This window comes from Mycobacterium sp. IDUB_37, assembly GCF_055419245.1.
Window position 1 is genome coordinate 85687 of sequence record NZ_JBVAXG010000010.1, and the last position, 17678, is coordinate 103364.

Annotated in this window: 17 protein-coding genes; 10 read left to right on the forward strand and 7 right to left on the reverse strand. The window is 64.2% G+C overall.

The genetic code is table 11. The annotated features are described in order from the left end of the window. Window positions 1–88 precede the first annotated feature (88 nt). Entirely contained in the window at window positions 89–1201 is a 1113-nt protein-coding gene (locus ACZY1I_RS26570) for a GGDEF domain-containing protein (protein ID WP_463759498.1), read from the forward strand. A 163-nt stretch (window positions 1202–1364) separates the two neighbouring features. Further along, window positions 1365–2492, forward strand: coding sequence for a GGDEF domain-containing protein (locus ACZY1I_RS26575; RefSeq protein ID WP_463759500.1), 1128 nt, complete (start codon window positions 1365–1367; stop codon window positions 2490–2492). A 14-nt stretch (window positions 2493–2506) separates the two neighbouring features. On the opposite strand, the gene ACZY1I_RS26580 is transcribed toward ACZY1I_RS26575, so the two are convergent. Beyond that, window positions 2507–3013 carry a DUF2834 domain-containing protein gene (locus ACZY1I_RS26580; RefSeq protein ID WP_463759503.1) on the reverse strand — a complete coding sequence of 169 codons (507 nt, stop codon included), beginning with the start codon at window positions 3011–3013 and terminating at the stop codon, window positions 2507–2509. 72 nt (window positions 3014–3085) lie between these two features. Between ACZY1I_RS26580 and ACZY1I_RS26585 the strand changes: the two genes are divergently transcribed. Both ACZY1I_RS26585 and ACZY1I_RS26590 read left to right on the forward strand, forming a co-directional pair. Next, a complete protein-coding gene (locus ACZY1I_RS26585; RefSeq protein ID WP_463759505.1) occupies window positions 3086–3724 on the forward strand; it encodes a TetR/AcrR family transcriptional regulator in 639 nt (212 codons plus the stop codon). Between the two features lie 47 nt (window positions 3725–3771). Further along, window positions 3772–5340, forward strand: coding sequence for a phytoene desaturase family protein (locus tag ACZY1I_RS26590; RefSeq protein WP_463759507.1), 1569 nt, complete (start codon window positions 3772–3774; stop codon window positions 5338–5340). A 215-nt stretch (window positions 5341–5555) separates the two neighbouring features. On the opposite strand, the gene ACZY1I_RS26595 is transcribed toward ACZY1I_RS26590, so the two are convergent. From ACZY1I_RS26595 to ACZY1I_RS26605, 3 genes are all read right to left on the reverse strand, one after another. Then, entirely contained in the window at window positions 5556–5894 is a 339-nt protein-coding gene (locus ACZY1I_RS26595; RefSeq protein ID WP_463759509.1) for a hypothetical protein, read from the reverse strand. Further along, complete coding sequence (locus tag ACZY1I_RS26600) at window positions 5891–7441, reverse strand: Rieske 2Fe-2S domain-containing protein (RefSeq protein ID WP_463759511.1); 1551 nt, start codon at window positions 7439–7441, stop codon at window positions 5891–5893. Before ACZY1I_RS26600 ends, ACZY1I_RS26595 begins: the two co-directional genes overlap by 4 nt. 70 nt (window positions 7442–7511) lie before the next feature. Next, a complete protein-coding gene (locus ACZY1I_RS26605; protein WP_463759898.1) occupies window positions 7512–8237 on the reverse strand; it encodes a phosphotransferase in 726 nt (241 codons plus the stop codon). 77 nt (window positions 8238–8314) lie between these two features. On the opposite strand from ACZY1I_RS26605, the gene ACZY1I_RS26610 reads away from it, so the two are divergent. The 6 genes from ACZY1I_RS26610 to ACZY1I_RS26635 all read left to right on the forward strand — a co-directional run bounded on the left by ACZY1I_RS26610 (window position 8315) and on the right by ACZY1I_RS26635 (window position 13492). Further along, window positions 8315–9088: a lysophospholipid acyltransferase family protein gene (locus tag ACZY1I_RS26610; RefSeq protein ID WP_463759514.1), complete on the forward strand. Its 774-nt coding sequence runs from the start codon at window positions 8315–8317 to the stop codon at window positions 9086–9088. A gap of 64 nt (window positions 9089–9152) precedes the next feature. Then, entirely contained in the window at window positions 9153–9941 is a 789-nt protein-coding gene (locus ACZY1I_RS26615) for a lysophospholipid acyltransferase family protein (protein WP_463759517.1), read from the forward strand. A 43-nt stretch (window positions 9942–9984) separates the two neighbouring features. Then, window positions 9985–10827: an HAD family hydrolase gene (locus ACZY1I_RS26620; protein ID WP_463759519.1), complete on the forward strand. Its 843-nt coding sequence runs from the start codon at window positions 9985–9987 to the stop codon at window positions 10825–10827. A 97-nt stretch (window positions 10828–10924) separates the two neighbouring features. Further along, entirely contained in the window at window positions 10925–11824 is a 900-nt protein-coding gene (locus ACZY1I_RS26625) for a hypothetical protein (RefSeq protein WP_463759523.1), read from the forward strand. After that, the gene (locus ACZY1I_RS26630) at window positions 11821–12987 is read left to right on the forward strand and encodes a glutathionylspermidine synthase family protein (protein WP_463759526.1); all 1167 of its coding nucleotides are present in this window, start codon (window positions 11821–11823) and stop codon (window positions 12985–12987) included. The genes ACZY1I_RS26625 and ACZY1I_RS26630 overlap by 4 nt, the downstream gene beginning before the upstream one ends. Window positions 12988–13054: 67 nt before the next feature. Then, the gene (locus ACZY1I_RS26635; RefSeq protein ID WP_463759900.1) at window positions 13055–13492 is read left to right on the forward strand and encodes a DUF350 domain-containing protein; all 438 of its coding nucleotides are present in this window, start codon (window positions 13055–13057) and stop codon (window positions 13490–13492) included. Window positions 13493–13502: 10 nt separating this feature from the next. Here ACZY1I_RS26635 and ACZY1I_RS26640 read toward each other — a convergent pair whose 3' ends face one another. From ACZY1I_RS26640 to ACZY1I_RS26650, 3 genes are all read right to left on the reverse strand, one after another. Continuing rightward, entirely contained in the window at window positions 13503–14966 is a 1464-nt protein-coding gene (locus ACZY1I_RS26640; protein ID WP_463759530.1) for a PE family protein, read from the reverse strand. Window positions 14967–15053: 87 nt separating this feature from the next. Continuing rightward, window positions 15054–16646 (reverse strand): PE family protein, encoded by a 1593-nt coding sequence (locus ACZY1I_RS26645; protein WP_463759533.1) that lies wholly within the window; start codon window positions 16644–16646, stop codon window positions 15054–15056. A gap of 601 nt (window positions 16647–17247) precedes the next feature. Further along, a complete protein-coding gene (locus tag ACZY1I_RS26650; RefSeq protein ID WP_463759535.1) occupies window positions 17248–17676 on the reverse strand; it encodes a hypothetical protein in 429 nt (142 codons plus the stop codon). Window positions 17677–17678 lie beyond the last annotated feature (2 nt).

The window sequence follows — 17678 nt, forward strand, 5'->3', positions numbered from 1 at the left end:
GGTATTCCTCAGCTAGACATTTCACCTTGCAGGTGCCATCTTCGGGATAACGCCTGTTGACGCGGTTGGGAAGCTGGGGGAGTTTGCGATGAGCTGGCTCGTCCGCTGGTGGCGGCAGCCCGATCACTACGAGCAGCTGAGTTCGCATCTGCGTGCACGGGGTATGGCCACCATGACGCGCGTCTCCACCGCGTCCATCGCCATGTCCCTGTCGCTGGTCGCGCTGGCAACGATATGGGCACCGACCGGGCCGCACGGATCGGTCATGATCGCGTGTGCCCTTGCAGCGTGTGTCGGAGCTGCCGCCAGCGCCCTGCTGTGGGTCTTGCACTGGCCCACCCGCGCGCAGGCGATCTCATTCGCAGTTCTGTCCAATGCCAGCATCGCGCTGTCCACCCTGGCGCAGAGCCACCCGGTTGCCGCAATGCTGAGCTGCACGACCTTCGCAACGATGGCGACGTATATCGCGCTGTTTCATACGGCGCCGCTGATGGCTTACAACTTCGCCGTCGCGGCGCTGGTGGGAGCCTTCGAGGGCGTTCGGATGGCCCATGCATACAACCTGGTGGCAGCGTTGTGTGCCTACTCCGTGGTCCTGGCGCTGAATCTGGCGGTCCCGGTTGGCTTGCAAACGGTGGTGCAGGTGCTAGGCGTCGATGCCGTGCGAGCCGAACGCGACCAGCTCACCGGCTTACTGAACCGAGGCGCATTCCACCGGCGCGCCAAAAGACTCCTGAATCGCGGTGGCGAGCGACCGGCACATCTTGTGGTGACGGTGATCGACCTGGATCGCTTCAAACAGCTCAACGATAAGTACGGGCACAGCGCCGGCGATGATGCGTTGGTCTCGGTGGCGCGGGCCCTCCGGGAGAACACCGACGACACCGCCGTGATCGGCCGGGTCGGCGGCGAAGAGTTCGTCATTGCCGACCGGTGGGATCCCGAGGAGACCACACAGCGGGCGCGCGCACTGTGCGAGGCGATCGCCGCGCTGCCGTTGAACCTAACCGCCAGCCTGGGCACCGCGAGTATCTACCTTGGTGGCCGCGTCGGCCCCAACGGCGACCTACTCCTCGAGCTGATCTCAGCGGCCGACGCTGCGATGTACGTCGCCAAACGGGAAGGTGGGAATCGTGCCCGCCATCACCGCCAACCACCCGTCAAGGGAGTTGACTACCTCGGCGGTGAGATTAGCGCCTGAGCGACGGCCTAACGGGCCCCTCCCGGACCATAACCTTGCAATCTGGTGGCTAAACATTCGAAATCAATGGTTTTGGGTACCCCAACCGAACTAGCATTCGGCTGAACGAAAGATCCGGGGACCGAAATGTGATCCTCGGCGCTGTCGTTCAGGGGGAGCAACAATGGGGCGGCTCGGATTGTGGTGGCGTCAGGCCGATCACTATGACCAATTGAGTACCTTCCTGTCCGGACGTCGAATGTGCACCCTGGCCCGGACAGTCATCTCGCTGATCGCCGGGTTTCTGGTAATCGACGCCCTCGCGACCATCTGGACGCCCACCGGACCGAAGACAACCGTTCAGATCACCTGCGCCGTCGTAGCAGCCGTCGGCGCCGCCGCGGGATCGGCCTTATGGGCGCTGCGCTGGCCGAATCGCACCCAGGCGATCGCATTCGCGATCGTCTCCAACTTGAGCATCGCGCTGGTTGCGCTGGGCCAGAGCGATCCGATCGTTGCCATGCTCACGTGCACCACGTTTGCAGCCATGGCGTTCTACATCGCCCTCTTCCACACACCGATCCTGATGGTTTATAACTTCGCTGTTGCCATCGCGGTGGGCGCTTTCGCGGGTCAGCGGATCGCGGCTACGTACAACTTCCTCACCGCCGTGTGCGGAATGTCGTTAGTCCTGCTGCTGAATCTGGCCGTACCCTTCGGCATCCAGACAGTGGTGCACGTACTTGGAGCTGATGCGGTACGCGCCGAACGCGATCAGTTGACCGGGTTGCTGAACCGCCGCGCATTTCACCGACGGGTCAAAGCCCGCATCGTCGGGGATTTCGAACAGCTGCCGCATCTGATCATCGCCATGATCGACCTGGACCGATTCAAGCTCATCAATGATCGCCACGGGCACATGGCCGGCGACAAAGCGCTGGTCGCGGTAGCACGCGCGCTGCGTAGCGGTGCGCAGGAGACCGCGATCATCGGTCGGGCGGGAGGAGAAGAATTCGTCCTCGCCGACTACTGGTCCGAGCCCGACATCGACCGGCGCGCACGTCTTCTGTGTGAGGCGATCGCTGCGCTGCCGTTCCGCATGACGGCAAGCATCGGCACTGTCCGCGTGCCGCTCCACGATGCAGTCGGCAATCTCGACGACTTGCTGGTCGAAATGATCGCCATGGCCGACACGGCGATGTACATCGCCAAACGCCGAGGTGGAAATCAGGCTCATCACCACGGTTCCCCGGGGTCGCGAAAGTCAGGTGTCCGAGCCGACGGAAACGACTACGGCGGCATCAGCGCCTAGTCGGCCTGGTCCATTTAAGCCGCGACCTTGGGCTTCGGCACCTCGGCGGTCCGCTCGTGCCGGTGCTGGCGCTCGATGGTGGCGAAATAGAACGCGAACGCGAACGCGAAGCTGGTGAACAGGCTGCTCACGAAGAACAGCCAGGGCCGCTTGAAAGCACGCCGGTAACCGTCGGTGATCGAGAACAGCGGCAGCAGAATGACGTTCGCGATCGTGTAGTCCTGACTCGCGGACCCGGCGGCCGGGTTGGTGAACATCAACTGGATGTACTGCGTCCAACTGCCCGGACCCCAAATCGGGTTGTGGGTGCCGGTGATCCCGTGTGGTGCGTATCCCTGCACGAAGCGGATGTTGAAATACCAGCCCAGCGCGACCGAGGCGACACCGACGACGTAGTACACGATTTCCAGTGGCGAGAACAGCGGCCCGTTCGCGGGCCTGGCGTAGACCGCCGGATTCGACTTGACGATCCACAGGATGACGGCGATACCGAGGACAGCATGAGCGATGAGCGACACCATGGCCGAAGTCTCACCCCGCGGCCAAAGTTTTGTCAATATTGTCAAAACAAGTTCACAAGGTAGGTTACGTAGGTGGTCCGGCCAGCACAGACGGTGCGCAGCGAACGCACCCGCGAGGCGCTGCGACAAGCTGCGCTGGTGCGGTTCCTGGCGCAGGGGGTCGAGGACACTTCGGCCGAACAGATCGCTGCGGATGCCGGCGTCTCGCTGCGCACCTTCTATCGCCACTTCAGCTCCAAGCACGATTTGTTATTCGCGGACTACACGGGATTGAACTGGTTCCGAACCGCGCTGGATGCCAGGCCCGTCGACGAGTCGGTCATTGAGTCCGTGCAGGCGGCCATCTTCGCGTTCCCGTATGACGTCGAGGCCGTGACGAAAATTGCAGCTCTGCGGGGTGACGAGATCGATCCGGGCCGGATCATCCGACATATTCGCGACGTCCAGGCCGATCTCGCCGACGCCATCCAGGCCCAGCTGCAACGGCGCCGTCGCACGGTGGAACAAACACCCGACGCCCAGTTGCGTATCACCGTGACCGCTCGCTGCATTGCCGCCGCGGTCTTCGGGGCGATGGAGGCCTGGATGCTCGGACCCGAGTCCGGCCAGGATCGGTCGCTCGGTGAGTTGGCCCGGGTGAGCCACGTGGCCCTCGAGGCCCTGCGGGCCGGTATCACCGACACCTGGGCAGCGCCACAAGTTTCGTCATAATTGACAAAACTTGGCGTGCGTGACAGCCTCCGATTCGGGAGGTCAGCATGTCTGAAACGGAAACCGGATACGACGCGATCGTCATCGGCGCAGGCCACAACGGACTCACCGCGGCGGTACTGCTGCAGCGGGCCGGGCTGCGCACCATCTGCCTGGACGGCAAGCTGTATGCGGGCGGCATGGCGTCAACCGTCGAGCTATTCGACGGCTACCACTTCGAAATCGCCGGATCGGTGCAGTTCCCTACCTCGGCCGAAGTGATCGGCGAGTTGGGTCTGGACACCATTCCGACGGTCGACCTGGAGGTGATGTCGGTAGCGCTGCGAGGCGTCGGCGACGATCCGCTGGTCCAGTACAGCGACCCGATGAAGATGTTCGCTCACCTCAACGAGGTGCACGGGGCGGACGCCGTCGCCGGCATGGGTGGGCTGCTGATGTGGGCCCAAGCGCCGACACGTGCGCTGGGCCGCTTCGAGGCAGGCACCTTGCCCAAGACCTTCGACGAGATGTACGCCTGCGCCACCAACGAATTCGAGCGCTCCGCGATCGACGACATGCTGTTCGGGTCGGTCACGGACGTCTTGGACCGGTACTTCCCGGACCGCGAGAAGCACGGCGCCATTCGGGGCTCGATGACCGTGCTGGCGGTCAACACCCTCTACCGGGGTCCGTCCACCCCGGGCAGTGCCGCTGCGCTCGCCTTCGGCCTCGGCATCCCCGACGGCGACTTCGTGCAGATGAAGAAGCTGCGCGGCGGCATCGGCGCGCTCACCGGGCACTTGGCCGGCGTCCTGGTGGACAACGGCGGCGAAGTCAGACTGCGCTCCAAGGTGAGCGAGATTCTCGTCTCCGACGGCCGGGTCCACGGAGTGCGCACCGAAAGCGGTGACACGCTGACCGCCCCGATCGTCGTCTCCTCGATCGCGCCCGACGTCACGCTCAACGACCTGATCGACCCGTCGGTGCTGCCAGCGGAGATCCGAGAGCGCTACTCGCGGATCGACCACCGCGGTAGCTACCTGCAGATGCACTTCGCGCTCGAAGAGGCGCCGGAATTCGCCGCACCCTACGAGGCGCTCAACGATCCGACCATGCAGGCGTCGATCGGCCTCTTCTGCACACCGGAAGAGGTCCAGCAGCAGTGGGAGGAGTGTCGTCGCGGCATCGTGCCGGCCGACCCGACGCTGGTGTTGCAGGTCCCGTCGGTGCATGATCCGGATCTCGCGCCGGAGGGCAAGCACGCGGCTTCGGCGTTTGCGCTCTGGTTCCCGATCGAGGGCGGCGCAGACTACGGCCAGGCCAAGGTGGAGATGGGCCAGCGGGTGATCGACAAGATCACGCGGCTGGCACCCAACTTCGAGCGCAGCATCATCCGCCACACCACTTTCACGCCCAAACACATGGGTGTCATGTTCGGCGCACCGGGCGGTGACTACTGCCACGGCCTGCTGCACTCGGACCAGGTTGGCCAGAACCGGCCCGGCCCCAGGGGCTACATCGGGCAGCCGATCCCGGTGCAGGGTCTGTACCTGGGCAGCGCCGGCTGCCATGGGGGCCCCGGGATCACCTTCACGCCCGGTTACAACGCCGGCCGAGCGGCACTCGAGGACCGCTAGCCGCGATTGCAAGGCGGCGGTACGCCGGGCGCAGCCGACGCCGAGCGTGCGCCCAGCGCGGCGAGCGTGCGCTGAGAGCGAGAAATTCGACGGGAGGGCACTCTGGATGCACTTTCGGCGCGGTGACCGCGCGCTTGGCGCCCATGGTGATCGCAGGGGCGGGTCGTCACAACAGGCGAAGCGGGTCGCAGCGGGTCGCGACGATCGAACTAGAGTCAGCCGCGGGCGTCCAGCAGTTCTTCGAGGCAGGCGATGAATTCGTCGGGACGTGCCGGGGTGAAGGCCGGCGCCGAACCGTCGATATCGAGTGTGATCAACGTGGACCTGATCGGCCGATAGATGTCCAGGGGCAGCCAACGGCGAAAGTCCGGGCTACCCCAGAGGTTGAACCGAACCGTGAACAGGCCCAGCGCCTCGACCTTGTAAGCCCGAATCCGATTGAGCCCGATCACTTTCGCGGTGCCGGAGGGGAAGTGGTAGCGGCGCAGTGTGATCGCCATCTGGTCCAGTTGCACCGCACCGTCGTCGTAGCAGAGTTCCACTGGTGTGCTCATGCCCGCGCGCTCCTCAGCTCATGACCTTTGGTGGTCAGGCAGCGGCCATCGGTGAGTCGCCATTGCCACCCATGCAGGTTGCAGGTCAGCGTATTGCCCTCGACGACGCCGAACTTTGACAGGTCGGCCTTGAGGTGGGGGCAGCGACGCTGCATCTCCCAACCGTCGAGCGTGATCGACGCGGAGTCGTCGTGGGTCTCGGCGAACCAGCCGTCGGCGTAGGCGATTCGTTCGTCGGTCAAGCACTTGAAGAACGTGTAGAGGTACTCGTTGTAGCCACCGACGCGCCAGGCCTTGAACCGGGTGGACAGGAAGATGGTGTTGACCCAGTCCGGCTCGTTGTCACGCAGCACGGTCCGCACCAATTCGGGTTCGATCGCAAACCCGTACCGGACCTTCTCGTCGGGAATGCGTTCCCGCACGGCACGTTTCGGAAAGTCCAGCACCACCGTCTCCGGGCCGATCACCAATTCCGCCGGATAGCCGATGCCGTCGCAGATCTCGTTGCTGCCCAACATGATCGGCTCGAACAGGGCGCGCAGCGGCTCCAGCAGCGGCTCGCCGGTGGCGGACGCCCAGCCCGCCTTCTCGGCAGCAAGGACGGGAGCCATGCGTTCGGCGAAGTCGGCGATGTAGGCCGCTTTCCCGGTGGTGAAAATCGCCTCGACCTGCTCGGTGGGTAGTGGGTGGTTCAGCGACGTCAGCGTCGTACCGGTGAAATCGGCGACCGATCCGGGCATCATCAGCAGGCCACCCGCATTGCCATGAATGCGCATCTGGTCGAGGAACACCATCTGGTCGGGGAAGATGTTCGCCGGATCGCCGCAGTCGTCGTTGAGGTGGCGCAGTTCGGGATCCAGGAAGCACGGCGGCCCCGCGGACGGCACCACCCAGGTCGCCCCGACCTGGGCGATGTATTGGCGGGCGCGGTCCATCTGGCGCTGCCGCTTCTGGGTGCCGAATGCTTCCTTGGCGCGGGCGGGCATGTCGTAGACCATCGGGTACCAGATCGCGCCGGAATATTGCAGCAGGTGCACATCGATATGACCGAAGTCTGCAGCCAGCACGTCCAGATCGACCGGACGGGCGTCGTTCATGTTGAAAACCGTGGTGTCGCCGTCAGACACCACCAGCGCGGAGTCGCCGATCGGGCCGTCCGCCGGAGCGCGCAGGGCGATGATCATGATGTCGAGGTCGCCCTTGGGCCCGGACAGTTGGTGCTGGACGGAGTCCGTCGTCTCGAAGAACCGGTGGAAGCCGAGCTTCTGCAACTCGCTGCGTAGATCGGGCACCGGGAAGTCGGGCAGCAGCACTACGGCGTCTTTGTTGACGTGCGCGGTCAACAGCTTCGCGTCGAAGTGGTCCTTGTGCAGGTGCGACACATACAGGTAGTCGCAGTCGCCCAGCGCGTCCCAGTCCAGCGCGGTGTTGTCCGGGAACGGGATCCAGGACGCGAAGTACGCCGGGTTGACCCACGGATCGCACAGGATGCTGCCCGCCCGGGTTTGGATCAGAAAGCCGGCGTGGCCGACGCTTGTGACCTGCACGAATGCCTTTCCAATACGCTGCAGACGCGCTTGCGGCTGCCGCGTCTTCAGCGCCCCAGTTTAGCTTGAGTCAGAGGTCCGGGTCCTGCCACAGCCGCCGGTAGTAGTCGATGCGTACCGGATCGGGCTCGATTCCGTAGGCGTCGAAAAACTCTGCCTCCCAGCTTCGGCCGGGATAGTTCCAGCCCAGCGACAGCGTTGCCACTGCCAGATCAGCCCACCGGTCAGCGACGCCGAGTTCCCCGAGGTCGACGTGCCCGCAGTAGTTGCCGCGAGGGTCGACCAGTGTGTTGGGTGCGCACGCGTCGCCGTGGCAGACGACGAGGCGGTCAATCGGGGGTGGATCGGGGAGGTTCGCTCGATGCGCCGGGCGCAGGACGGGCAAGCGACTGCGCACCGACCAGTCGAACGGGCACAACGAGACCGGCAGGCTGTCGTGCATTGTGCGCAACCCCACACCGATCGCCCGGACCGGAACGGCGGGCGTCTCCTGCCAACGGGGATGCACCGCCGACACCCCGGGTAGCCCACGGGTGTGCAGCCATGCGTGTCCCTCGTCGTATCCGGAATCCAGGACCTGCGGCACCGGGATATAGCCCGCGGCCCAGCGCAACCGGCGCGCTTCATTCGCGAAGTCGGCAGCGTGCGGCCCGCCAACTTTGACGAATTCGGCTCCCGAATCCACCCGAAAGGTGATGTCGCCCAGTTCGTTGAGCCACACCGCGCGCACCGGCCGGCCGGCCGCGAGCCGCCGCACCACCTCGGGCACCACAGGTCGAGACAACGGATATCCCATGCTCACCTCGCCCTGTTCGCGGTCAGGTTCATCCCACTTCGGACGGCGGACAGCTATGAGCATTACGCTGAACAGCTGTGGAACCGGCCTACGGCACTGCCATAACGATCGCCCGCCTGATATTTCGCATACAGGGTCTCAAGATCACTGTGACCGGGATGGAGAACTTACCGCCTACCGGCGGCGCCGTTGTCGCCATCAATCACACGGGTTATCTGGACTTCACCCTGGCAGGTTTGCCGTTCTACCGGCAGAAGCTTGGTCGCAAGGTGCGCTTCATGGCCAAGCAGGAGGTGTTCGACCACAAGATCACCGGGCCGCTGATGCGCTCCTTCCGCCACATTCCGGTGGACCGGGAAAGCGGCGCCGCCTCTTACAACGCGGCCGTGGAAAACCTCAAGGCTGGTGAGCTGGTCGGCGTTTATCCCGAGGCGACGATCAGCCGCAGCTTCGAGATCAAGGAATTCAAGACCGGTGCTGCCCGAATGGCGGTCGAGGCCGGCGTCCCGATCATCCCGCATGTCGTCTGGGGCGCTCAGCGGATCTGGACCAAGGGACACCCGAAGAAGATCTTCCGCCCCAAAGTGCCGATCCAGGTGATCGTCGGCGAACCCATCGAACCCACGCTGCCCACTCCCGAGCTGACCGCGCTATTGCACTCCCGGATGCAGCACCTGCTGATCCGCGCGCAGGAGCAGTACGGACCGCACCCCGCAGGCGAGTTCTGGGTCCCGCACCGACTGGGCGGCGGCGCCCCGTCGTTGGCCGAAGCGGCGAGAATGGATGCTGAGGAAGCCGCCGAGAAGGCGGCTCGCCGGGCACAGAGGGCTCATCCGACAGATGGACGCTGACGAAGCCGCGGCCACTGTGGTGGCACCGCATCGATCGAGGCAGGGGTAGAAGGAGAAATCAACGATGGCTGAGCCAGTCTTCCGGTTTCTGGAGTATCTCGTTCCGTCGGCCATGGCGCTCAACGGCAACAAAATCACCTACCAGGGCCTGGAGAACATCCCCGAGACCGGCGGGGCGATCATCGCTCTCAACCACACCAGCTATGTGGACTGGATTCCCGCGTCGCTGGCCGCCAAAGCACGTAAGCGTCGACTGCGGTTCATGATCAAGGCAGAGATGCAAGAGGTCAAAGCGGTCAACTACGTGATCAAGCACATTCAATTGATCCCGGTGGACCGCACCCTGGGGGCCGAGGCCTATGGGGTTGCCGTGCAACGGTTGCGGGAGGGCGAACTCGTCGGGGTGCACCCGGAGGCGACCATCAGCAGGAGCTTCGAGCTCAGGGCCTTCAAGAGCGGCGCGGCTCGCATGGCGGTCGAAGCGCAGGTGCCGATCATCCCGATGATCGTGTGGGGTGCCCACCGGATCTGGCCCAAGGATCATCCGAAGAAGCTGATCCGCGGCAAGGTTCCGATCATGGCGGCGATCGGGCCGCCACTGCAGCCGGGGACCGACCCTGCTGCGCTCAACGCCACGTTGCGCCAGGCGATGAACGCGATGCTCTATTGGGTGCAGGAACAATACCCACATCCGGAAGGTGAGTACTGGGTGCCGCGGCGGTTGGGCGGCAGCGCACCGACGCCGGACGAATCCAGGGAATTCCGCATTGCCGAACTGACCGAGCGAGCGCAAAAGCGTGGCTATGACGGCGTGACGTCGAAGGAACCGAAAGACAAAGGCGAACCGCGCTGACGACACCTGCCAGCTACGACAACCGAATCACTGCAGTGGCTCAATGACGGATGCCAAGCGGTTCCCGCTGCTGAACCAGCCGGCGCTCATCGGGTGCGATGTGGACGGCACCCTTTTCACCGACGACGAGACCCTCAGCCCGCGCACCCGTGCGGCCGTGCGGGCCGCGGTGGCCGGCGGAGCGCACTTCGTATTGGCCACCGGTCGTCCTCCCCGCTGGATCCGGCCGGTTGTCGAGCAACTCGGGTTTGCACCGACGGCGGTCTGCGCGAACGGCGCCGTCATCTACGACCCCGAACATGACACGGTGATTGCGGCGCGGACGCTGAGCGTTGACACGCTGGCAGCACTGGCCGAGATCACCGCGCGCGTCATCCCCGGTGCCGGACTGGCCGTCGAACGGATCGGCGCCCGCGCTCATGACACGGCGACCCCGCAGTTCGTCAGTTCGCCGGGCTACGAGCACGCGTGGCTGAATCCGGACAACACCGAGGTTTCTTTCGAGGACCTGCTCAGCACGCCGGCGATCAAACTGCTGATCCGCAAGGCCGGCGTGCTCAGCGCGGACCTGGCTGCCGCGATGGCCCCGTACGTCGGCGACGAGGGCGATCTGACCTATTCCACCAACAAAGGTCTGCTGGAGGTCGTGCCGCGGGGCGTCAGCAAGGCCACCGGCCTGCGCGAGGTCGCCGAACCGCTCGGGATCGCCGACCGGGACATGATCGCTTTCGGCGACATGCCCAACGATGTCCCAATGCTGCGCAGTGCCGGTCTCGGTGTGGCGATGGGCAACGCGCATCCCGAGGCGCTGGCCGCCGCGGACGAGGTCACGACATCCAACACTGACGACGGCGTGGCACGCGTACTGGAGCGGTGGTGGTCTTGATGATCAGAGCCGGGATTGTGTGGGAGACTGCCCGCGTGTTCGCGAATCGGCAGGTGGCGTGCCGCCGCTGCGATCGGAGGGGACCGGAGGACAGCTAGTGGGTTCAGAACCAGACCCACCGAAGGGTGGTGGGACCGAGGGCAGCGGCCCAGGCAAGCCCGACACGCCGCCCAAGCTGCTCCCGCACGGCAAGATCGAGCCCCAAGGCCAGCCGAAGCCCGACCGGCCGACACCGCCCAAGCTGCTCCCACACGGTCAGACCGAATCCCAGGACGCGGCTGGTCCCGGCAAGCCGGACCGGCCGACGCCACCCAAGCTGCTCCCGAACGCAAAGGCTGAGCCCGGGGACGCGGCCAGTCCCGGCAAGCAGCCGGACAAGCCGCCGCAGCCACCCCAGGCGGGCGGGCCGCGCAAGAGCTCTCTCGGTGCGAACCGGCCGGTCAAGAGTGGGTCCCCGATACCGGAGCCGCCGCCGGCACTGAAACCGTTGGGCAGCATTCAGTTTCAAGACGCGGGCACAACCAAGCCGCGTCCGCCGACACCCGCCGAGTTGCGGGCCCGGCAGAAGATCGAGGACCAGGAGCGCGAGGCCGAAGAGGCGCGACTGGCGGCCGAGGCCAAGCGCCAGAAGCAGAAGCGAATCCTGATGGGCTCGGCGGCTGCCGTCGGCGTGGTGGGCCTGGTGGCAGGCCTCGGCTATTGGTTGTTGTCACCGGACAACGTCACCGCGCAATGCGTCCAGGAGGATGCGAACGGTCAGCCGGTGATCGTCCCCGACAGCTACTGCACCGGCCACACCCCGGGAATGAACGGCTTCTTCTTCTGGGGCGGCCACCAGTACCGCTACTACTACGGCAGCAGCGGATCGGTCGGACAACGGCCGATTGGCGGCTCTACGTCCATACCGGGCGGTGCGCACGTCACCACCAAGTCAGGCACCACGATCCAACGCGGCGGCATCGGCGGCAGCGGCGGTAAAGGCAGTGGTGGCTCGTGAAACGTTTCAGGGCTGAGCCGCGCGCGAATTGGTCTTCAATCGTCGAATCGCAGGGACTCGTCTACGGGACACCGGCGCGGGACGCGCGCGGGGCCGACCGGCCGTACTGGGACGAGTCGGTCTACTACGAGTTCGAGATGGACGAGATCCTCGCGCTCGAAGCCGATGTCGAGCTCTTGCACTCGATGTGTCTGAATGCCGTCGAGCAAGTGGTCTTGTTGGAGCGGTACGCGGATTTTGGCCTGCCGCAATGGAGTTGGCCCCACATCGCCGAATCGTGGCGTCGATCCGACCCACATGTGTACGGCCGCTTCGACTTACGCTACGACGGGCGACGACCGGCGGTGCTACTCGAGTACAACGCCGATACGCCGACCACACTGCTGGAAGCCAGCATCCTGCAGTGGTACTGGCTCAAAGACAAGTTTCCCCATGACGATCAGTGGAATTCGTTGCACGAGCAGCTCGTTGACCGCTGGAAGGCGCTCACCGACATTCTTCCCAGCAACGAGTTGCACTTCGCCTGGTCGGGCGTGGAGGCCACCGGTGAAGACCAGATCACCACGACCTACATGATGGAAACCGCCGCCGAGGCTGGATTTCAGACTGTCGGGCTGCTGATCGAAGACGTTGGCTGGGACTCCGCCCTGAAGCGGTTTGTGGATCTCGAAGAGGACCCGATCCGCGCCATCTTCAAGCTGCACCCGTGGGAGTGGGTGCTCGACGACCAGTTCGGCAAGCACGTGGTGTCAACCCTGCCGCAGACGATGTGGATCGAGCCGCTGTGGAAGACGCTGCTCTCTAACAAGGCGATCCTTGCAGTCTTGTGGGAGATGTACCCCGGGCATCCGAACCTGCTGCCCGCCTACCTCGACGATCCGCACGAACTCACCGAATACGTACGCAAACCCAAGCTCGGGCGGGAAGGCGCGAATGTCACCATCGTCGGTGCTGGGATGGAGACCGCGACTGGCGGCTTCTACGGCGAAGAGGGTTTCGTCTATCAATTGCTGGACCCGCTGCCGGAATTCGACGATATGCGACCGGCATTGGGCGCCTGGATTGTCGGCGACACGTCCGCCGGACTTGGCATCCGCGAGACCTCCGGACTCATCACCGACGATGGCGCGGCTTTCGTCCCACACCGGATCCCTCTCAAATGACGTCTACCGAAATGACTTCCACCGAAATGAACGGAGTTGATCCTCGATGACGACAAACGTCGTGGCGCTGCATTCGGACAACTATTGGACCGGTCTCGGTGCCGGCGCCGCCGCCATCGTCCTCTACTCGATTGTCGGACTTGTCCTGATGCTCATCGGGTTCTACGCCATCGACCTGACCACGCCGGGGCCGCTGCGCAAGATGGTCCAAGCGGGGAAGCCGAACGCCATCATCGTGGCCTCGGCCGGGATGGTCAGCATGGCCTTCATCGTGGTGCTGGCCATCTATACGTCCTCGGGCAGGCTTGCCGAAGGGCTCGGTGCGTCGGCGGTTTTCGGCCTGGTCGGGATTGCCGCGCAGGTGGTGCTGATGCGGGTCGCTGCTGTGGTGATCGGTGTCGACATGCACGCGTTGTTCGATTCTGACGAGTACAGCTACGACTCGCTGATTGTGGCCGCGGCGCAGTTCGCACTGGGCATTGTGGTGGCCGTCGCCATTCTCTGACGTTGCTGCACTAATCCGCGGACATGATTCCCGCGGCAAGCCGTTGCGGCAGGTAGTGCATCAGCAGCGGAACGAGTCCGGCAAAAGGCGTGCCGCCGATGTGCAGTTCCACTGGATCTATGTCGAGTGGGCGCAGATCTATGGTTGCCGTGACGTGTCGCGGGGGAACAAGAAGCCCGCTGAACGGCAAGTGCACCACCAGCGGAATCGTCGTGCTCAATGGCGCCGGCAGTGAGATCGGTATCGTCTCGTCGACAATATGCTCCCCATTCAGAAAGCCGTCCGCCGCGACGGCGGGAGCATCGATCAGTGCACCCAGGGCTGCCAGTCCGTTGCCGGTCGCCAACGCTTGCTTGAGCGTCTCGGCGGTGCCGGCCATCGCGTCGAGCATCGTGACCGGCGGTCCCACAAGCGCATACGTGAGAACCAACGGCAGCCCGAATTCCGCGTTGGAGTGCGCGCCTATCGGGGTGAGGCTCGCGAAAACGATCCCGGTAACGCTTGGCACTGCCAGCGCATTGATCGTGTGAGCGGCGTTCTGGGTAACTAAGCGAGGTAGCGTCTCGGGCGGCATCAGATCGGCGAGGTACTGCAGATTCTGCCCAGGAATGTGGGCGACTCCGAAGATGTGTCCCAGTGGGCCGACCAATGAGGGGCGCACCGCGACTTCGAAGGAGTCGCCATCAACGGAAAGCGCGACGTTGTTGACATCGTAGCCGGTGATGAGCAGGCGTAGCTGGGCTTTCGCCACGTCACCCACAGCGGCACCGAAATCCCCCGCCACAGCTTTGGTGCACGCCTTCTGCAGGGTCTCCGAATAGGTCGGCAATCCATTCACAATTCCGGTGGCAGCGCTATTCAATTCGGTACCGAGGGCCTGTCCGAACCCGACCTGGGTGGTTATCAATTGTTGCGCGTGGTAAGCCGCGTCGAAGGCCAAGACTTGTTGGGTGCTGACCGCGACGGTCGTCGGTGCCGACACGATAGGGATGTTCTGAGCCAAATTGCTAAATTGCGAAGCCAGGTGCCGTCCGTAACGCTGCTCATTGGCAATGACCTGGTTCAGGAATGGGAATGGCCGAGCGGACCAACCGGCGCCGAGGGCCTGCAGGTTCACGGTGGTGTTCTCGAAAAGTCGCTGGTATCCGCCGCGTCCTGCCCCGCTCTCGGCGGACTGCACGACGCTCCCGGCGTTGGCCTGCTCGGTGCTGAGGTACGCAGCCGCACTGCCGTTCATCACGCCGACGAACTCGGCGTAGAAGGCGCCCGCTCGGGCGGTGACGGCTTGGAACTCTTGGCCGTAGCTACCGAAGAACTGGGAGACGGCGGCTGATACGTCATCAGCCGCGGCGGCTGGGATACCAGTTGTCGGGTTGGCCGCAGCGGCGGCTGCCCCCTCGAGCGCGGAGCCGATTCCGGCCAACTTTCCGGCCGCGGCCACCACCGCATCCGGCGTCGAGACCACGAATGACACGGCTTCCCCCAACTGGCTCGAACCACCCGGTGACCACAAAGGGTACCGACCAATCCGGTTGCGGGACAGACCGAATGATCCCGTGCGCTAGGACGGGTTAGTGATTGCCAGCGCGAGTTGCTGTGGAACGTAGTTGATCAGCAGCGGAACCAGTCCCATGAACGGGGTGCCGAAAACCGTGGCTTCAAAGTTGACGTTGGGGAGGGTGATTGTGGGAGGGAACGGTGGCGGTAGCTGGGTCGCGATCGTCTCACCCGGAATATCTACTGTCGCCGACAGGTAGTGCGGCGGCACGAGGAGCCCATAGAACGGAATGTGCGGAGTGATCGATCCGCCCTTGGGTGTCGGGATGACGATGTTAGGAGGGAAAGGAGGAGACGGCAGCGGCGCTGTTGGGATAACGATGTCCGGCAACGGCACCGGAATACGTTCATCGACAAGCACCTGGCCGTTCAGGAAACCGTTCAATATATTGCCCGGCGCATCAACCAGTGCGCTCGCCGCGGACAGCAGGTCCCCGGAGAAAACGGCCTGATTGATCGAGGTCAGGCTCGATAATGCAGCATCAAGCGCCGCGAACGGAGGTCCCGCCAGAGAATATGTCAATACCAGGGGCAACGAGTAGGTGAGCGAGGTGAATCCGGTTTGGGGAGCCGTCAACGGAATCGTGACCTGCGCCTCCACGTTGGTCAGCGTCAGCGCGTTCAGTACGTTGGAGAAATTCTGCGCGATCTGCCGGAAGGTGGATGGTGGCATCAGGTTCGTCAAGTATTGAGCCTCTTGCCCAGGGAGATTGAAGACCGTGAAAAAATCCTCCAACGGGCCGATCAAGCGAGGGTATGCAACGCCGGTCACGACTGGCGGATTGGTCGGATCGAGAATATTTCCATTCAGCGCAAATGAATAGTTGCTGGTGTCGTACCCGGTGATTAAGAGGTCGCGGTAGCCGCCGGCCAGTTGAGTTATTGCGGCCTGGTAATTGCCGGTCTGCGCGAAGGTTTGAAAGGCCGAACCGGCGGTGGAGAAGAATTGCGGCAATCCCGCTACCAGAGACGTGAGACCGGCGGAAGACGCGGTGAAAAATGTTTGGGCAAAGTAAAGCTGCGTGTCGATGAAATTCTGAATGTAGTAGGCCGCGTTGAACGATTCGAGTTCCGCAACGGCGACTTGGAAGGCTGCGGGGAGCGTGGCTGCGTTGGTCGGGAAATTCCGCACAGCGCTGGCCAGTGCGGTCGCGAACCCTCGTGCGTAAGTTCCCTGGTTGGCCAGGAACTGCCGCAGGAAGGGCAGCGGGTTAGCGGCCCAACTGGCGCCAAGTGTTTGCAGGTTGGTTGCGGTGCTGGTGAGGAGCTGCTGGTAGGCGCCGCCCGGGACGGTAGCGGCGGCCGCGGCGTTAGCGGCGTCGGCTGACAGATAGGCCGCCGCGCCGGCGTTCAGCCGCTGTACAAATTCGGCTTGGAATGCGGCACCTCGGGCGCTGAGTTCCTGAAACTCTTGGCCGTACGATCCGAAAAGCCGAGCAACGGCCGCCGATACCTCATCGGCCGCCGCAGCTGCGATACCAGTCGTTGGACTCGCCGCGGTGGCGGCCGCGCCTTGCAGTGCGGCGGCGATACCCTCTAGGTCCCCCGCCGCCGTAGTCAGCAACTCAGGCGTTGCGACCATGTATGACATGGCCATTCCTCTCAGCTGACTTCCCCTGTTGGTGCTGGAATCAGCAAATCCAGCCTAAGCTTGGCGACGCTACGCGCGTTGGGTTTTGAGGTTTCCCGTCGGCGTCGGCTCCAAACGTCGTCCGTCGACCTCATCGCGTAGGCAATCGATCGCCGTGACTGCCTCGAGCCGACGAGGTGAGCGCCTAGGCAGAAGTGTAGGTCGTGTCCGAACGCGAGATGGCCGGTGGTGTCCCGGCAGATGTCGAAGCGGTCTGAGCCGGTGAACCTGCCGGGATCGCGATTGGCCGATGCGCAGCAATACCCTTGCGCCCTTGGGAATTACCGTGCCGACGATCTGGCACTCTGACGTCGCCCTTCTGGTGGCCGTGTCGACTACGACACCATGGAGCTGGTCGAGCGCAGCTCGCGGAGCGCGCTGATCATTCCGGCTGCGCTCGTCAACCAGCCCAGGCCGGCGGTTGATGCGCGGCCTGTTGCGATATGCATCCACCAATGCGAGGAGCTGTCGTATCGGCGGCGCGCGGCATTGGCCGGTGCGTTGCTGAACTCAGGGCTCACCGTTTCCGAAACCGCACGGCGGCTCGGCTACTCGGAGACCGCCGCGTTCACCCGCGCTCATGTTCGGTGGAGCGGGTCGCCGCCGAGCGTATCTCGTGGCGTGCGGTCAATTCGGGGCCGCTCGAAAACGCGGCTAGATCAAGCCGTTGACCTTGTTGTCGCCGAGAAATAGCCCGCCCTTGCCGGCCGCCACCGCTGCCAGGCGTCAAGCCGACCCCGCCGTTGCCGCCGTCGCCGCCTACTCCGATCAGTACTGCATCGCCGCCGGCCCCGCCGTCACCGCCCGTTCCGGCGGTTTCGCCGGTACCGGCGTTGCCGCCCGCTCCGCCAGCGCCACCGGAACCGAAGATCGCCCCAGCGGCTCCGCCGTCGTCGTTGATGGTGCCGGGAATGATGCCGCCGTTGCCGCCGGCACCGCCATTTCCGAACAGCCTGCCGCCCCTACCGCCATTCACGCAAAGCTGGGAATTGGACACCA

Excerpts from the sequence above, each read along its gene's own strand:
- ACZY1I_RS26570 (WP_463759498.1), top strand. The coding sequence starts at position 89 with ATGAGCTGGCTCGTCCGCTGGTGGCGGCAGCCCGATCACTACGAGCAG.
- ACZY1I_RS26575 (WP_463759500.1), top strand. The coding sequence starts at position 1,365 with ATGGGGCGGCTCGGATTGTGGTGGCGTCAGGCCGATCACTATGACCAA.
- ACZY1I_RS26580 (WP_463759503.1), bottom strand. The coding sequence starts at position 3,013 with ATGGTGTCGCTCATCGCTCATGCTGTCCTCGGTATCGCCGTCATCCTG.
- ACZY1I_RS26590 (WP_463759507.1), top strand. The coding sequence starts at position 3,772 with ATGTCTGAAACGGAAACCGGATACGACGCGATCGTCATCGGCGCAGGC.
- ACZY1I_RS26595 (WP_463759509.1), bottom strand. The coding sequence starts at position 5,894 with ATGAGCACACCAGTGGAACTCTGCTACGACGACGGTGCGGTGCAACTG.
- ACZY1I_RS26605 (WP_463759898.1), bottom strand. The coding sequence starts at position 8,237 with ATGGGATATCCGTTGTCTCGACCTGTGGTGCCCGAGGTGGTGCGGCGG.
- ACZY1I_RS26615 (WP_463759517.1), top strand. The coding sequence starts at position 9,153 with ATGGCTGAGCCAGTCTTCCGGTTTCTGGAGTATCTCGTTCCGTCGGCC.
- ACZY1I_RS26620 (WP_463759519.1), top strand. The coding sequence starts at position 9,985 with ATGACGGATGCCAAGCGGTTCCCGCTGCTGAACCAGCCGGCGCTCATC.
- ACZY1I_RS26645 (WP_463759533.1), bottom strand. The coding sequence starts at position 16,646 with ATGGCCATGTCATACATGGTCGCAACGCCTGAGTTGCTGACTACGGCG.